This is a genomic window from Mycobacterium sp. P4_H6 (genome assembly GCF_056400845.1).
In genome coordinates this window covers 1-14,450 of record NZ_JBFUKN010000068.1, presented here as the reverse complement: position 1 = coordinate 14,450, position 14,450 = coordinate 1, and the positions used below count along the sequence as shown (strand labels likewise).

At 67.1% G+C, this 14,450-nt stretch carries 15 protein-coding genes; 8 read left to right on the top strand and 7 right to left on the bottom strand.

The features are described from left to right. Positions 1 to 17: 17 nt before the first annotated feature. Together AC1DTF_RS23465 and tgt are read right to left on the bottom strand one after the other, a co-directional pair. Positions 18 to 1,271 (bottom strand): cytochrome P450, encoded by a 1,254-nt coding sequence (locus tag AC1DTF_RS23465; RefSeq protein WP_477475809.1) that lies wholly within the window; start codon positions 1,269 to 1,271, stop codon positions 18 to 20. Positions 1,272 to 1,290: 19 nt separating this feature from the next. After that, positions 1,291 to 2,508, bottom strand: a complete 1,218-nt coding sequence (tgt, locus tag AC1DTF_RS23460; protein WP_156409459.1) for a tRNA guanosine(34) transglycosylase Tgt — start codon at positions 2,506 to 2,508, stop codon at positions 1,291 to 1,293. Positions 2,509 to 2,580: 72 nt separating this feature from the next. On the opposite strand from tgt, the gene AC1DTF_RS23455 reads away from it, so the two are divergent. Both AC1DTF_RS23455 and AC1DTF_RS23450 read left to right on the top strand, forming a co-directional pair. Beyond that, positions 2,581 to 3,021, top strand: a complete 441-nt coding sequence (locus tag AC1DTF_RS23455) for a lipoprotein LpqH (protein WP_057171079.1) — start codon at positions 2,581 to 2,583, stop codon at positions 3,019 to 3,021. 117 nt (positions 3,022 to 3,138) lie between these two features. After that, positions 3,139 to 3,651, top strand: coding sequence for a lipoprotein LpqH (locus AC1DTF_RS23450; protein ID WP_057171080.1), 513 nt, complete (start codon positions 3,139 to 3,141; stop codon positions 3,649 to 3,651). 57 nt (positions 3,652 to 3,708) lie between these two features. On the opposite strand, the gene AC1DTF_RS23445 is transcribed toward AC1DTF_RS23450, so the two are convergent. Next, positions 3,709 to 4,062 carry a DUF732 domain-containing protein gene (locus AC1DTF_RS23445; RefSeq protein ID WP_082614557.1) on the bottom strand — a complete coding sequence of 118 codons (354 nt, stop codon included), beginning with the start codon at positions 4,060 to 4,062 and terminating at the stop codon, positions 3,709 to 3,711. A 96-nt stretch (positions 4,063 to 4,158) separates the two neighbouring features. On the opposite strand from AC1DTF_RS23445, the gene AC1DTF_RS23440 reads away from it, so the two are divergent. Further along, positions 4,159 to 5,469, top strand: coding sequence for a PE-PPE domain-containing protein (locus AC1DTF_RS23440; protein ID WP_057171081.1), 1,311 nt, complete (start codon positions 4,159 to 4,161; stop codon positions 5,467 to 5,469). Positions 5,470 to 5,661: 192 nt separating this feature from the next. On the opposite strand, the gene AC1DTF_RS23435 is transcribed toward AC1DTF_RS23440, so the two are convergent. Continuing rightward, entirely contained in the window at positions 5,662 to 6,837 is a 1,176-nt protein-coding gene (locus AC1DTF_RS23435; RefSeq protein WP_057171082.1) for a zinc-binding dehydrogenase, read from the bottom strand. 111 nt (positions 6,838 to 6,948) lie between these two features. Between AC1DTF_RS23435 and AC1DTF_RS23430 the strand changes: the two genes are divergently transcribed. Next, positions 6,949 to 8,568 (top strand): alpha/beta hydrolase, encoded by a 1,620-nt coding sequence (locus tag AC1DTF_RS23430; protein ID WP_156409460.1) that lies wholly within the window; start codon positions 6,949 to 6,951, stop codon positions 8,566 to 8,568. Positions 8,569 to 8,576: 8 nt separating this feature from the next. Here AC1DTF_RS23430 and AC1DTF_RS23425 read toward each other — a convergent pair whose 3' ends face one another. After that, on the bottom strand, positions 8,577 to 9,821 hold the full coding sequence (locus AC1DTF_RS23425; protein WP_057171219.1) for an NADH:flavin oxidoreductase/NADH oxidase family protein: 1,245 nt from the start codon (positions 9,819 to 9,821) through the stop codon (positions 8,577 to 8,579). Positions 9,822 to 9,834: 13 nt separating this feature from the next. After that, on the bottom strand, positions 9,835 to 10,683 hold the full coding sequence (locus AC1DTF_RS23420; protein WP_057171220.1) for an alpha/beta fold hydrolase: 849 nt from the start codon (positions 10,681 to 10,683) through the stop codon (positions 9,835 to 9,837). A gap of 102 nt (positions 10,684 to 10,785) precedes the next feature. Between AC1DTF_RS23420 and AC1DTF_RS23415 the strand changes: the two genes are divergently transcribed. The 3 genes from AC1DTF_RS23415 to AC1DTF_RS23405 all read left to right on the top strand — a co-directional run bounded on the left by AC1DTF_RS23415 (position 10,786) and on the right by AC1DTF_RS23405 (position 13,315). Continuing rightward, the gene (locus AC1DTF_RS23415; RefSeq protein ID WP_057171084.1) at positions 10,786 to 11,367 is read left to right on the top strand and encodes a TetR/AcrR family transcriptional regulator; all 582 of its coding nucleotides are present in this window, start codon (positions 10,786 to 10,788) and stop codon (positions 11,365 to 11,367) included. A gap of 113 nt (positions 11,368 to 11,480) precedes the next feature. Continuing rightward, positions 11,481 to 12,305 carry an SDR family oxidoreductase gene (locus AC1DTF_RS23410; protein WP_477475808.1) on the top strand — a complete coding sequence of 275 codons (825 nt, stop codon included), beginning with the start codon at positions 11,481 to 11,483 and terminating at the stop codon, positions 12,303 to 12,305. After that, complete coding sequence (locus AC1DTF_RS23405; protein WP_057171086.1) at positions 12,302 to 13,315, top strand: NADP-dependent oxidoreductase; 1,014 nt, start codon at positions 12,302 to 12,304, stop codon at positions 13,313 to 13,315. The genes AC1DTF_RS23410 and AC1DTF_RS23405 overlap by 4 nt, the downstream gene beginning before the upstream one ends. On the opposite strand, the gene AC1DTF_RS23400 is transcribed toward AC1DTF_RS23405, so the two are convergent. Continuing rightward, positions 13,296 to 13,901: a TetR/AcrR family transcriptional regulator gene (locus tag AC1DTF_RS23400; protein ID WP_057171087.1), complete on the bottom strand. Its 606-nt coding sequence runs from the start codon at positions 13,899 to 13,901 to the stop codon at positions 13,296 to 13,298. The genes AC1DTF_RS23405 and AC1DTF_RS23400 overlap by 20 nt on opposite strands. A 95-nt stretch (positions 13,902 to 13,996) precedes the next feature. Here AC1DTF_RS23400 and AC1DTF_RS23395 point away from each other — a divergent pair. After that, positions 13,997 to 14,450, top strand: a 454-nt coding sequence (locus AC1DTF_RS23395; protein WP_477475807.1) for an alpha/beta fold hydrolase, incomplete at its 3' end; no start/stop codon positions are given.

Below are 14,450 nucleotides of genomic sequence, written 5' to 3'. Positions count from 1 at the left end.
AATACACCCCAAAATGCTCATAAGTCGACTGAAAGCGTAGCGAGACCGCGCAGGGTGACATTCGGCTTGTACGCCGGATCGCCGGCCGACCGCGCCCGCAGGAATCGCGCGGTGAGCTTGGAGAGCGCCACCCTGGCCTCCAGCCGGGCCAGCGGCGCACCCAGACAGAAGTGCGGGCCGAGCCCGAAGGACAGATGCCGCGTCGCGTCCCGTCCCGGCCGGAACACATCCGGTGCGTCGTACATGGCGGGATCGCGCTGGGCGGCCGCGAGCAGCAGCAACATGGTGTCGCCCGCGGCAATGTCGATATCGCCGATGCGCATGTCCGCCCCGGCGATCCGCATCACCAGCTGCACCGGCGGATCGAACCGCAACGTCTCCTCCACGATCGCGCCCGCCAGTTCGGGATCGGCCGCCAGGGCCGACCAGTGCGCCGGCGTGCGCAACATCTCCTGTGCCGCATTGGCAATCAGGTTGACCGTCGTCTCGTGACCGGCGATGAGCAGCAGGTTGCAGGTCGCCACGATCTCGTCCGCGGTCAGCTGGTCGCCGCCCTCTTCGGCGGCGATCAGCGCCGAGATCAGATCCTCCTGCGGGTCCGCGCGCCGCTGCTCGACCAGTTCACCCAGGTACTCGCGCAGCCACGCGCCGGCCTCGAGGCGGGCGTCGGCCTCGGGGTCGGGAGCACCGGTGATCGACATGATCGGGTCCAGCGCCTGCGCCACGAGTGCCGCGGCACTGCTGAACTGTGATTCGTCCTCGACCGGAACACCGAGCAGCCGGCAGATCACGGCCACCGGCAGCGGGTAGGCCAGATCGGAGATGAGGTCGGCCGAGCCGGCGTCGGCCATTGCGTCCAGCAGGCTGTCGACCATTGCGGCGATCTCGGGTTCCAGCGCCCGCACCACCCGCGGCGCGAATGCCTGCTGCGCCAGCTTGCGCAGCCTGGTGTGATCCGGCGGGTCCAGGAACAAAAAGCCGGGCGTGTTCCCCCGTGGGGGCATCGCGCCGGACGCCAGATGGCGTTGCACGACAGAGGATTTCATGCTGTCGCTGCACGAATCGGGATGCCGGAGCACCTCATCGCAGTCGGCGAAGGACGAGAACACCGTCATGTTGGATTCCGGCATGAGCAGCGGTCCGAGTTCGCGGATCTGCGCGAACAGCGGATAGGGGTTCGCCCGGTTGGCGGGGTCGAGCATCTGGAACAGCAGCATCTGCGGGTCCGCAGTGCCATCCCCCGTCGCTTCGCTCGCCCCGTCCTTTGTCATGCCGTTATTGTACAAATGTCTAAGAAGCCCGGGATCTGCCGTAATACCGGCCCAGGACGTCTGCCTGCAGCTCATCGAAGCGACCGTCGAGGATCGACTGCCGGATCCGGTCGACCAGGCGAACCGTGAAGCGCTCGTTGTGGATCGTGCACAACGTCGAGGACAGCATCTCCTTGGCCTTGAACAGGTGATGGATATAGGCCCTGGTGTAGTTCGCGCAGGTGTAGCAGTCACATTCGGCGTCGATGGGGGTGAAATCGCGCTTGAACCGCGCCCCGGTGATGTTGAACCGTCCGGTCGCCGAGTACACCGCCGCGTTCCGTGCCACCCGGGACGGGGACACACAGTCGAAGGTGTCCGCGCCGGCGGCGACCGCGGCGAACAGATCGTCGGGCTCACTGATGCCGAGCAAGTGGCGCGGCTTGTCGTCGGGCAGCTCATCGGTCACCCACCCGACGATGGTGGCCAGGTTCTGCTTCTCCAAGGCGCCACCGATACCGAAGCCGTCGAAACCGATATCGGCCAGTCCGCGGGCGGCCTGGCGGCGCAGGTCCTCGTACTGCGCACCCTGCACCACCCCGAACAGCGCCTGATACGGCTTGTCATGGCGCACCTCGGTGAGCCGGCGATGCTCGGCCACACAGCGCACCGCCCAGTCATGGGTACGCCGCACCGACTGTTCCTGGTAGCTGCGGGTATTGACCAGCGTGGTCAGCTCATCGAAGGCGAAGATGATGTCCGCGCCGAGCTGATGCTGGATGCCGATCGACACCTCGGGGGTGAACCGGTGCGAGGACCCGTCCCGGTGCGAGCGGAACGTCACCCCGTCCTCGTCGACGTGGGCGAGGCGTTCCTTGCCATCGGCGATCACATCGTCGGCCTGCACCCGGGTGGTGTCCATCGAAAGCACCTTCTTGAACCCCACGCCCAGGGACATCACCTGGAAGCCGCCGCTGTCGGTGAAGGTCGGGCCCGGCCAGTTCATGAAGGCGCCCAGGCCCCCGGCCTCATCCACCACATCGGGGCCCGGCTGCAGATAGAGATGGTAGGCGTTGGACAGAACCGCCTGCGCACCAAGCTCTTTCATGGTCTCCGGCAGCACCGCCTTGACGGTGGCCGCCGTGCCGACCGCGATGAACGCCGGGGTCTGGATATCGCCATGGGGTGTGTGGATGGTGCCGACCCGCCCCGACCGCCCGGGTAGACCGGCCTGTACCTCGAAGAACTGCGCACTCACCTGGACATTCAACCAAGTCGACATTCCACAAAGACACAGTGGCCCGCCCCACTCCGGCCGTACATTCGGTGCATGAGAATCGGAGCGTTGGCCCTGATCGTGGGTGCTATGGCGATCTGCGCGGCCTGCTCGTCGGAGCCCAAGGCCGCCCCACTGCCCGACGGAGTGCTCGCGGCGGGCACCGCCCAGATCACCGTCGACGGCCGCGACGGCGGCACCACCCACGAGGTGCAGTGTTCGTCGATGGGCTTCCAGACCGCCATCACCACCGGCAACGAGACGTCGGGGACGACGGCGCTGGTCTCGGGCGGCGACGACCTCACCGCCGAGTCCGTCGGCATCCGTGACCTGGCCGGATTCACCGGCAACTACAACGCGGGCCTGGGTGAGGCGGCGGCCGAGGTCACCATGGCGGGCCCGACCTTCGTGATCTCAGGAACGGCGACGGGCTTTCGCACCGACGCCGCCAGTTTCACCACCGACGGGAAGTTCACCCTGCGGGTGTCGTGCTGATCTGTCGCGGTCAGACAAGATTTTCGCGCAATCTGATGATTATGCGTCCGGCGGCGCACATACTGCTGAGGTTCATCCGGCGATCTTGATTGGTCGCACAACCTAAGGAGATCAGTGGTGAAGCGTGGCTTCGTAGTTGCCGTGAGTGGTGCGGCTCTCCTCATCGCCGGCTTGTCCGGCTGTTCCTCGGACGACAAGTCCTCTTCTGCAACCAGCGCCTCGGAGACGAGCGCTGCCGCATCCTCGGCCTCGGAGACGTCGGCCGCCGAATCGCCCACCGCCGCCACCGGGTCGGGCACCACCAGGGTCGTCATCGACGGCCAGGAGAAGACCGTCAACGGCAGCATCGTGTGCGCCGCCATGGGCGGCAACGTGAACATCGCCATCGGTGAGGCCACCACCGGCATCGCCGCCGTCGTCAGCGAGGGCGACGCCCCCACCGTCACCTCCATCGGCCTGGGCAACGTCAACGGTGTGACCCTMGGCTACGCCGCCGGCGCGGGTGGCGAGGCGAAGGCCGAAAAGGACGGCAACACCTACAAGATCACCGGCACCGCCACCGGTATCGACATGGCCAACCCGATGACACCGGTGAACAAGCCGTTCGAGATCGAGGTCACCTGCCCCTGATCGGGCAGCAGACGAGCGGCGGCGGCATCCTTGTCCGGGGGTGCCGCCGTTCTCGTGTCAGCCGGTGTACCCGGCAGCCGATTCGCGCAGCTGCCAGATCTGCGCCGGGCACAGCTCGTTGATCGCCTGATTGACCAGGTACCCGGCCTGGTAGTAGTCGGTGGTGTGGAAATCGACCTTGAGCTGGTCGACCAACTGCGGGTAGGGCATTTTGGCCGCGACCCGGTCGCAGATCGTCTGGCCGTAGGCGATCGCCACATCACCGTTGGGGAAGTTGTACCCGGGCCGCACGTGCACGTTGACCAGATATGCCACCACATCGGCTCCCGCCGCCGGGGCTGCCGTCGTGGCAATTCCGCCGAAGCCCGCCGCGACCGCGGCCGCCGCGACAATTCCCCGTAAGACCTTCATGCGGGCTGACTCTAATCGCCCGCGGATGCGAACGCGGCAAATCTCCTCTGCGAGCTGTAATACCGGGGTACGGTCCTGTTCGTCGAGGGGGCACACATGGCCGGATCACGGTTCAGAACACTCACGACGGCCTTGTTCGCCGTCGTGGTTTCGATCGCGCTGGTCTGCGGTCAGGCCATCGGGGTCAGCGGATTCCGCCCGCTGGTCGGGCTGGTCAGCACCGTCATCGGGATCGGCGGCAGCAGCGACCCGCTGTCGGAGCGACTGCCGGCCAAGCTCAGCAACACCGTCGTCCCGGTCGGCGACAGCTATATCGCCACCGAGTATCCGGCGTCGCTGAACCTCGACCGCAGTCTGCGCGTCGGCATGCCGGTCTTGCACCAGAACTTGCTCACCACCTCGGGCAAGGTGCTCGTCGCCGGATACTCGCTGGGCGCCCTGCTCGTCGAACAGCTCAAGCGGGACGTGGTGGCCTCGGCGAATCCGCCCGAGCAGGACATCAGCTTCCTGCAGATCGCCACCCCGTTCGTGCCGAACGGCGGCATCTTCGGGCGGTTCCCCGGGCTGTCCATCCCCAACGTGGTGTCCGCGATGGGGCCGGGACAACCCTCGCAGTACAACACCACCTACATCGTCAACGAGTACGACCTGTGGGGTGACTTTCCGGCCTACTTCAATCCGGTGGCGATCCTGAACGCCGTGCTGGGACACGAGTACGCGCACGTCGACAAGTGGTACGACGCGGTGGACCCGACCGACCCGGCCAACCACGTGAAAACCGTGACCGACCTCGTCACCGGCGGCACCGACACCTACATCTTGGTGCCGGCGTCGCGTCTGCCGCTGCTCGGCCCGCTGCGCGACATCGCCTACCACCTGGGTGTGTCGGTCCCGGCGGAGCGACTGCTGGGTCTCGTCGAGCCGCTGCTGCGGGTCATCATCGACATGGGCTACACCGACCGGCTGAACCTGAACCCCGAAGTGCGCACACCTTTCTCGCTGTTCACCCCGCCGCACAAGATCATCGAAGCACTGAACGCGGTACCCGGAGCGGTACGTGAAGGCCTGGAGAACCTGCTGGGCGTCAAGCGCCACCCGGTCACACCTGCGATGGCGCCGGCCGCCACCGGTGCGGCCACCACGCAAACGGCAACCTCAGCAACGACGCCCGAGCCCGACGTGGACGTCGAAACCACCCTCGGGGATGAGGCGTCCTCCGACGACGACGACGAACTGGAGACGTCGCCGACGGTCAAGAAGAGCCCCGGCGCCCCCGTCGTCACCCTGCGCGACGGACCGCGAAGTGCGTTCGGCGGCAACCGGACCGGACCCAAGACCGCGCAGTCACCGGCCCGGTCGGAGAAGCCCGGTCAGGACAGCCGCGACCGCGGTGCAGCGGCGGCCTGACGCCGCTGGCGGCGCCGCAGCCGGGCCAGCAACACCCGGCGGTGCACCTCGAACGACAACGACAGCGGGTCACGCCATGTCACGTTGCTACCCATAGTTTCCCAACTGTCGCACACGTCACGCGCCAACGCAGTTGACGCGCCCCGTGTTTGACCAATGTCACCGACGAAAAGAACTGCTGGTGAACGGGTTTCAAGCGACAGGCGAACCAGGTTCGACGGCCGGGCTACGCGGATCAATCAGGATCTTGGCCTGCGATTCCGGATCCCCGAGCGCTTGGAACGCTGCGGCCACCCCGTCCAGGCCGACGGTGCCGGTGACCAGAGCCGACGCATCGACCTTGCCGTCGGCCAGCAGGTAGAGGGTGTCCCGGAATTCCAGCGGGGTGTAGGCGAAGACGAACCGCAGGTCGATCTCCTTGCCGTTCGCCATCGCCGGGCGTAGCCGGTCGTCGCCCATGCAGACCCCGACCACGATCACCCTGCTGGCCACGGGTGCGGCGGCGATGGCGCCGTCAATCATGCCCGGCACCCCGACGCACTCGAAGATCACCGGGCTCTTCGGTCCGGCCGCGCCCAGCTTGTCCGCGATCCGGTAGAGGTGCGCCCAGCCCGGCACCTTGCGCAGCTTCTCCATCGAGCCCATGCCGAGTTCGTAGAGATCGGGGGCCGCGGTGATGACGCCCTTCTGCGCGGCGACCCGGTCATAGGGCGAGTCGTGCGCCGGATCGACCACCACATGGGCGCCGCACCGGGTAGCAAGCGCGCGGCGGGTCGGCGAGTAGTCGCTGGCGACGATGGTGGCCACACCCTGAGCCTTGAGGTGACAGATGACGGCCAGCCCGACCGGTCCGCAGCCGATCACGATCGCGGTGTCCCGGCGTCCGATATCGCTGCGCCGGACGGCATGCAGCGCCACCGCCATCGGTTCGGTGAGTGCGGCGGTGTCGACATCCAGGCCGTTGGGCACCACGAAACTCATGGCGGCCTCACCGAGTACCTGTTCGGCATAGCCGCCCGGCGCCAGCGGCGACAGCCCGGTCAGATGCACTCCGCCGTTTGCCCGCAGCAGCGGAAAGGACACCACCGTGGTGCCGACCTTGAACTCCTTGGCGACCCCGCGGCCGCGCTCGGCCACCTCCCCGCAGAATTCGTGGCCCAGGACAGTCGGGGTGTCCCCACGCATGAAATCGGGGTATCCGACCGCGTCCATCACCTCGGTGAGCTCATCGGCGTGGTCCTTGGCGTGCAGATCGGACCCGCAGATACCGCATCGCCGCACGTCGAGCAGCAACTGCCCGCGGGCGGGCTGCGGTGTGGGCATCTCGACCACGGACAGTTCGCCGGACAGACAACTGACAGCCTTCATAGGTATTTCCCTTCGTCAGTACCTGAGTATGGCGGTCGGTCAAAACCCCCCATAAAGCTTTCGCCCCTGTCAATATTCGGAGGGATCCAGGTGCCAATGTCAGGGGAATTCATGGAACGCCTTTCGGTGTGGGTAAGTGCTGGGCTGCTGTCGGCCGGAGTGTCGGCGGCGGTGCTGGCAGGCGCCGGCGTCGCGGCAGCCGATGACTCGACGTCGGGCACCGGTTCGGGCTCGGAGCCCGGTTCGTCGTCCTCGGCGGGCGGCACCCAGACCGACAGCCCCGCTGACACGGATACCGACACCGACACCGACACCGAACCCAAGGCGACAGCGGAACCCGAGGCCGAGGCAACCGGGAAACCCGTGGACGACGCCGTCGGCGACACCCCGAAGAAAAAGAAGCGCAACCTCACCGCGCGGACCACGGCCGTGACGGCGCTCAAACCGCACTCCGCACCGGTGACCGCGAGCGCACCCGAGCGATCGGCGACGGTCGCCGCCGAGACGGTGGAGACCGTCCCCGGTGTCGCGACGCCCGCGGTGACCGACATCAGCTCCGGCGGCGCGGCCGCCGTCGCGAGGATCACCGCGCAGCCGAACGTGTCCCTGGCGCTGGCCGCACCCGAGGCCGCCGCCCCGGTGCAGGCCGCTGCCGCCTCGCCGCCGAACCTGATCCGCTGGCTGCAGGGCGTGGCGGACAGAATCACGGGCGGGATCGCCTCCCTGGCGTTCAACTCGTTGCAGGCGCTGGAGGCGCTCGTCACCGGCCCACCGGTGCTGCCCCCGAACAGCACTGTGACGGTGCGCAACTCGACGATTCTGCTGTCCACCGGGCAGCGGGTGAAGGCGAACTGGTACTACCCCGAGGGGGATGTGGTGCCGACGAAGCTGATCGTGTTGCAACACGGCTTCTTCGCGCTCGGTCCGATGTACAGCTTCACCGCGGCCAACCTCGCCGCATCCACCGGAGCCATCGTGGTGACACCCACGATCTCCTCGAATCCCTATGCCGGTGACGACAGCTGGATCAACGGTGACGGTCTGGCCGCCGCCATCGCCGACCTGTTCGACGGTGACCGCCAGGCGTTGACCGACAGCGCGCTGGCCGCGGGCTTCGCCACCCGTTACGGCCTGGACCCCGCAGAGGCGCGGCTGCCCGAGAAGTTCGGGCTGGCAGGCCATTCGGCCGGCGGCGGGCTGGTGGCCGCGGTCGCCGGTTACCTCGTGGACAACGGTGACGCCGACGACCTGGTCGGTGTCATCACCTTGGACGGCGTGCCGCTCGGCAGCGCCGCAGTGGTCGCGCTGGGCAAGCTGCAGGCTTACGAAACCGCCACCGGCCGTTACATCCCGGTCCGTGAGATCGGCGCACCGCCGAACTCCTTCAACTCCAACAGCAACCTCAAGGCGGATCTGAACGCGGCCCGGCCCGGCCGGTTCAACGGCGTGGTGCTCGCCGGTGGCGTGCACATGGACTCGATGCGGGGCGGCAACCCCGTCGTGCAGTTCGTCGCCTCGCTGCTCGCGGGCTTCCCGCGGCCGCAGAACCCGCCCGCCGTCGTGCAGCTGTCCACTCAGTGGTTCAACGACTGGTTCGCCGGTGACACCGACAACGGCGATGAACTGGTACCCGGGTCGACGGTACCGATCAGCACACCGAACGGGACCGCCCAGGGCACCGTGATCGGATCCGCCTTGCCGGCAACCCGGTTCGTCACCGTCGCGGTATAGCGCGCGAGCTACATCCCGCGCCTGCGCCCGATCGAGACGGTGCCGTTGCGCCGGAGCATCGCCAGCGTCGTCGCGATCCGGCCCCGGTTGACGTCCGGGGCGTGGCCGGCCCCGATCCGGTGCAGCTGATCTGTGTGCCAACTGAGTTCGAGAATGCCGTCCAGTGACTTCAGATCCACGAACCTGCCGAGCAGCCCGCGCATTCCCGCGCGCACCTGATGGGCCACCACAGTCTCCGACCGACCGTGCAGGATCGCACCGGCCGCGTCGGTGGTCGTCACCGTCGGCCTGCCCAGACCGATGACATCGCATTCCCCGGTACCGACCGCCTCCGCCATGGCGCTGCGCGACCGGAATCCGCCGGTGACGGCAAGCGGGACATCCCCGACGATCTCCCGCACCGTGCGGGCGTATTCAAGGAAGTACGCCTCCCGCGCCCTGGTGCTGTCGGCGGCCTTGCCCATCATCGCGGGAGTTTCGTAGCTTCCACCGCTGACCTCGATGAGGTCGAGGCCCTCGCCGGCCAGGGCTGCCAGCACACCGCGGGACTCGTCCTCGGTGAAGCCACCGCGCTGGAAGTCCGCCGAATTCAGTTTGAGCCCCACGGCGAAGGACGGTGAGACGCGCGACCTGATGCGGCGCACGATCTCCACGAGAAAGCGCATCCGCCGCTGCGGGTCGCCACCCCATTCGTCGTCACGCCGGTTGGACAGCGGCGACAGGAACTGCGCCACCAGATAACCGTGCGCCCCATGGATCTGCACGCCGTCGAAACCCGCCGACTCACACACCACGGCCGCCGTCGCAAACCGGTTGATGATGTCCTCGATCTCCGCAGCGGTGAGCGCCCGTGGTGTCGGCGAGCCCGGCAGGGTCAACGCAACGGCGCTGGGGGCGACCGGCGTGTGCCCGAGTGCAAGCGGATTCGATTGCCGCCCTGGGTGATTGAGCTGGACCCAGATGGGCACCCCGCCGTCCTTGGTGGCCTTGGCCCACCGCGACAATGCGTCCAGATCGCGATCATCCTCGATCACGACGTTCCCGGGTTCGCCGAGCTGCCTGCGGTCGACCATCACGTTGCCGGTGATGACCAGGCCGTAGCCGCCCTGACTCCAACTGGAGTAGAGCCGCTCCAGGCGCCCGTCGGGAGCATTCTTCCGGTCGCCCAATGCCTCACTGAGCGCCGCCTTCATGATCCGGTTGGGCAGTACCTGACCACAGGGCAGCGTCAATGGTTCGGACAGGGAATTCATGTGCATGGCTCCTTTATTCGCCGGCCAGGAATGCGATGGCATCGGGCACGAAGGTCTCGTGATGTTGAAAGATCCCACCGTGGCCGGACCGTGGATAGATCTTCAGCATGGCGTTGGGCAGTCGACGCGCCAAGTCGGCCGAGTGACTGCTGGCCACCATGACATCGTGGTCACCGTTGGCGACTAACACCGGCGCGGTGATGGCGGACAGATCATCGGGGGCGCTGAGACCGGCCCGGCGGATCGCCTTGAGTTGTCCGATCCTGGCCTGGAGCCTGATCTTCTCGTCGCGGTCAGACGTCCGCTGTGCGAGTCGGCGGAAGTACTCCGACGCCGCGCGCTTGCCCTCGCCGGTGCGGGGAAAGAACAGGAAGTTCCTGGCATCGCTGAATGTCAGAGCTGCCTTGACGTACGCGATGGCCGTGATCACGGCGATGCGTTCGATACCACCTCCACCGCGTGGACCGGTACCCGCCAGGATCATGCGGCGCACGAGCTCCGGGGCCTGCAGCGCGACCATCTGGGCGACGCCCCCGCCCAGCGAGAACCCGAACAGGTCGACCTTGCGGTGGCCGAGCGCACGGATGAACGCGATGGCATCGGCGCCCATCGCCTCGACCGTCGGCGGCACCGTGGACCCCGTCCCGCCGACTCCGCGATTGTCGAAAGCTATGACGCGGTGGCGGGCGGCGATCCCCTCGATGATCTTCGGGTCCCAGTCATCCAGCACGGCCATCAGGTGGTGCAGGAACACCACCGGCACACCGGCGCCGGAACCGAGTTCGCGGTACGCGTAGGTGATGCCGTCGACATCGATCGTTCTGGTCGGCGCATCTTTCCAGCTCGTCGTCTTGGTGGTCATGTCGCCTTTCGCGGCCGTCACGCCGGTCGTGGTGCGCGTCCGGTATACCGATTGGTGTACTTGTGCCCGTCACCGTAGTAAACCGATTGGTATATTGCAACCATGCGTGTACGAGATCGACTCACCTCGGCGACCGCCGTCCTGATGCAGCGCCACGGCGTGGCGGGTACCGGGATTGCGCGCATCCTGGAGACCAGCGGCGTCACCAGGCGGTCCATCTACCTGAACTTCCCTGGCGGCAAGGCCGAACTCGTCACTGCCGCAACACGTTTTGCGGGCGATGAGCTTTCGGGCACCATACGCGGCCTTGTTGACACGCCGGATCCTGTGGGTGCATTCGCCCGGATGTGGGGCACCGTCCTGTTGAGCACGGAGTTCGAAGGCGGCTGTCCCATCGTCGCTGCGGCCTGCAGCGGGGACGAAGCTCCCGAGGCCGCGGCGGCGGCCGCCGAGGTGTTCGCCACGTGGGGCACACTGCTCGCCGAACGCCTCATCCGCGACGGGATCGCCGAGGACGTGGCGCAGTCACTGTCGACGACCATCGTCGCCTCGATGGAAGGCGCGGTGATACTCGCACGCGCTGCGCGTTCGACCACACCCCTGGAACAGGTCGCCCATCACATCGAAGAACTCATCGCGGCGCACCGGCCGGCCGCACGGCAGCGCCGTCGCACAGAGAAATAACACCGATCGGTTTACATGTCGCAGCCGCGACGTGTACCGTCCCAAGTACACCATTCGGTATACAAGGGACGAGGGTTCTCCTTTCTCCCATTTCCCACGAGAGGGAGAACCACATGCGCTCTGTACTGGTCACCGGCGCGGGCCGCGGCATCGGCCGCGCGATCACCGAGCACCTCAGCGGCCACGGATGGGAGGTGTACGCGACGGCACGGTCCGATTCCGCCCTGCAGGGTCTCGACCGGCTTCCACACGTGCACGCCGTACCCCTCGACATCACCGACCGGGACGCCATCGCCGCCCTTCCCGACCAGCTACCCGAAACGCTCGACGGTGTGGTCAACAATGCGGGCATCATCGTGAACGGACCGGTGGAGGGCCTGCACCTCGACGACCTGTCGCGGCAGTTCGAGGTGAACGTGACCGCTCAGATAGCGGTCACCAAGGCAGTACTGCCCCAGATCCGGGCCGCTCGCGGCCGGGTGGTGTTCATGTCCTCGGTCAGCGGGCTGATCACGACCCCGGGTACCGGTGCCTACAGCGCGTCGAAGTACGCGATCGAGTCACTCGCCGATGCGCTTCGGATAGAACTGCGGCCGTGGCACATTGCGGTGTCGCTCATCGAGCCCGGCCCCATCCGCACCGACATGTGGGGCGACATCCTCGTCGAGCACGACCGGATGGTGAACGCACTCGACCCCCGGCACCGCGCACTGTATTCCGCCCATCTGGGCGGTACCCGGCAGTTGCTCGGGCGTATGCAGAAGTTGGCCGCCGACCCGAAGAAGGTGGTCAACGCCGTCGAGCGCGCGCTGACCGCCAGGCATCCGCGACGCCGCTACCTTCTCGACAATCTCAGCCGCGTCCAGAAGCTCGTGGTGGCGCTCAGCCCCACGCCGCTGAACGACGCGGTCCTGTCTGCGGCGACCACCCGCTCATGAAAGCCTTCACGGTCGACCGTTATGCGAAGAAGAGCGTCCTCCGCAAAGCGGAGATGCCCGAACCCGTCGTCGGCGCCGACGACGTCCTCGTCGAGATCCACGCCGCCGGGGTCAATCTGTTGGACGCCAAGATCCGCGACGGTGAGTTCAAACTGATACTGCCCTACCGGCTGCCTCAGATCGCGGGCAACGACGTGGCCGGCGTCGTGCGGCGGGTGGGCGCCCGGGTACGGGATTTCGCGCCCGGCGACGAGGTGTACGCACGCCCGGACAAGGACCGGATCGGGACGTTCGCCGAGCTGATCGCGATGAACCACCGCGACGTCGCCCAAAAGCCCCGTGCGCTCGGCATGGTCGAGGCCGCCTCGCTACCACTGGTCGCCCTGACCGCGTGGCAGGCACTCGTCGAGAGCGCCGGCCTGCAGAAGGGCCAACGGGTCTTCATCCAGGCAGGCACCGGCGGTGTCGGCACCATCGCCATCCAGTTGGCCAGACATCTGGGCGCGACTGTCGCGACCACGTGCAGCCCCGGCAGCTTCGATCTGGTCAAGGGTCTGGGCGCCGACATCGTGATCGATTACCGGACAGCGGAGTTCGAAGACGTCCTGAGCGACTACGACGTCGTGCTGCACAGCCAGGACACCGCCGCGCTGAAGAAGTCGCTGCGGATCCTCAAGCCGGGCGGCACATTGGTCTCCATCTCCGGGCCGCCCGATCACGTCTTCGGCGCGCAGATCGGAGCGCCCTGGTACGTCCGGTTGTTGCTGCGGGCACTCAGCTCGGGGACGCGACGGCGTGCCCGTCGGCTCGGCGTCCGCTTCCACTTCCTCTTCATGCGCGCCGATGGTGGGCAGCTGCGGGAGATCACCACGCTGATCGATGCGGGCGCCATCCGTCCGGTGATGGACAGGGTGTTCCCGTTCGATGAGACCAACGACGCGCTGGCCTACGTCGAGTCCGGACGGGCCAAGGGCAAGGTCGTCGTCGCGGTCACGCCGGAGCGCGACTGATCGCAGCGTCGAGCAGGGTCTGGGCGGCCTTCCTGGCGTGCGTCCAGGGTGCGGGGTCGTTGAGCGAGGTCGACATGGCGGCGGCCCCCTCGAAGAGCAATGCGAGCTGGTGGCCGAGCAGTTTGGGATTGGCCGCCCCCGCTGCGCGCGCCAGCGTGACGAGCCCGTCAATGTAGCTGCGCTTGTGCGCCTCGACGATCTCGTGCACCTCGGGCATACCGTCGGCGGCCTCGACAGCCGCGTTGTGGAACGGGCAACCTCGCATCAGCCCTCCCGCCGGAGGCGTCTGGAACAGTGCCAGGATGCGTGACCTCGGGCTGCGGTTGGCCGCCGCGGGTCCGGGTACGACGGGATCACCGACACCCTGCCTGATATGGCGCAGATACTCCTCGACCACGGCCGTCTTGCTCGGAAAGTGTTGATAAAGAGTGCGTTTGGAGACGTTGGCCTCGGCCGCGAGCCGCTCGACACCGGTGGCGTTGATGCCCTCCTGATAGAAGAGCCTGATGGCGGCGTCCAGAATCCGTTGGCGCGCCCCCCGGCCGCCGCGCCCGGGCGCCGGTTGCACATCAGATGTCACGGTCATCACCGAAGTATACCGCTTGGTTTACATCGCCCCGGCTGGCGTGTAGCGTCGGCAACGAAGTACACCGAACGGTATACATGGAGAGGTGCCAACCGATGAGCGCGCGAACGTACAGGGATACCCCGACCAAGACGATCGACGTCGGTGACACGACGTTCGCGTACCGCGACGTCGGCACCGCAGCAGGCGTGCCGGTGATCTTCCTCAATCACCTCGCGGCCGTCCTGGACAACTGGGATCCGCGCGTCGTCGACGGCATCGCCGCGCAGCACCGCGTCATCACCTTCGACAATCGGGGCGTCGGAGCCTCCCGCGGTAAGACACCGACATCGGTGGCCGCGATGGCGGACGACGCCATCGCATTCATCCGCGCACTGGGCTTCGAGCAGGTCGATCTTCTCGGATTCTCGTTGGGCGGCATGGTCTCTCAGGAGATCGCTGCTCGGCGGCCGCAACTGATACGGAAGCTGATCCTCGCGGGAACCGGGCCGGCCGGCGGTGTGGGCATCGACAAGGTGACGCGAGTGACGATCAGCGACACCACCAGGG

Excerpts from the sequence above, each read along its gene's own strand:
- AC1DTF_RS23410 (WP_477475808.1), top strand. The coding sequence starts at position 11,481 with ATGCGCTCTGTACTGGTCACCGGCGCGGGCCGCGGCATCGGCCGCGCG.
- AC1DTF_RS23455 (WP_057171079.1), top strand. The coding sequence starts at position 2,581 with ATGAGAATCGGAGCGTTGGCCCTGATCGTGGGTGCTATGGCGATCTGC.
- AC1DTF_RS23405 (WP_057171086.1), top strand. The coding sequence starts at position 12,302 with ATGAAAGCCTTCACGGTCGACCGTTATGCGAAGAAGAGCGTCCTCCGC.
- AC1DTF_RS23435 (WP_057171082.1), bottom strand. The coding sequence starts at position 6,837 with ATGAAGGCTGTCAGTTGTCTGTCCGGCGAACTGTCCGTGGTCGAGATG.
- AC1DTF_RS23400 (WP_057171087.1), bottom strand. The coding sequence starts at position 13,901 with ATGACCGTGACATCTGATGTGCAACCGGCGCCCGGGCGCGGCGGCCGG.
- AC1DTF_RS23445 (WP_082614557.1), bottom strand. The coding sequence starts at position 4,062 with ATGAAGGTCTTACGGGGAATTGTCGCGGCGGCCGCGGTCGCGGCGGGC.
- AC1DTF_RS23440 (WP_057171081.1), top strand. The coding sequence starts at position 4,159 with ATGGCCGGATCACGGTTCAGAACACTCACGACGGCCTTGTTCGCCGTC.
- AC1DTF_RS23430 (WP_156409460.1), top strand. The coding sequence starts at position 6,949 with ATGGAACGCCTTTCGGTGTGGGTAAGTGCTGGGCTGCTGTCGGCCGGA.
- AC1DTF_RS23425 (WP_057171219.1), bottom strand. The coding sequence starts at position 9,821 with ATGAATTCCCTGTCCGAACCATTGACGCTGCCCTGTGGTCAGGTACTG.
- AC1DTF_RS23465 (WP_477475809.1), bottom strand. The coding sequence starts at position 1,271 with ATGACAAAGGACGGGGCGAGCGAAGCGACGGGGGATGGCACTGCGGAC.
- AC1DTF_RS23420 (WP_057171220.1), bottom strand. The coding sequence starts at position 10,683 with ATGACCACCAAGACGACGAGCTGGAAAGATGCGCCGACCAGAACGATC.
- AC1DTF_RS23415 (WP_057171084.1), top strand. The coding sequence starts at position 10,786 with ATGCGTGTACGAGATCGACTCACCTCGGCGACCGCCGTCCTGATGCAG.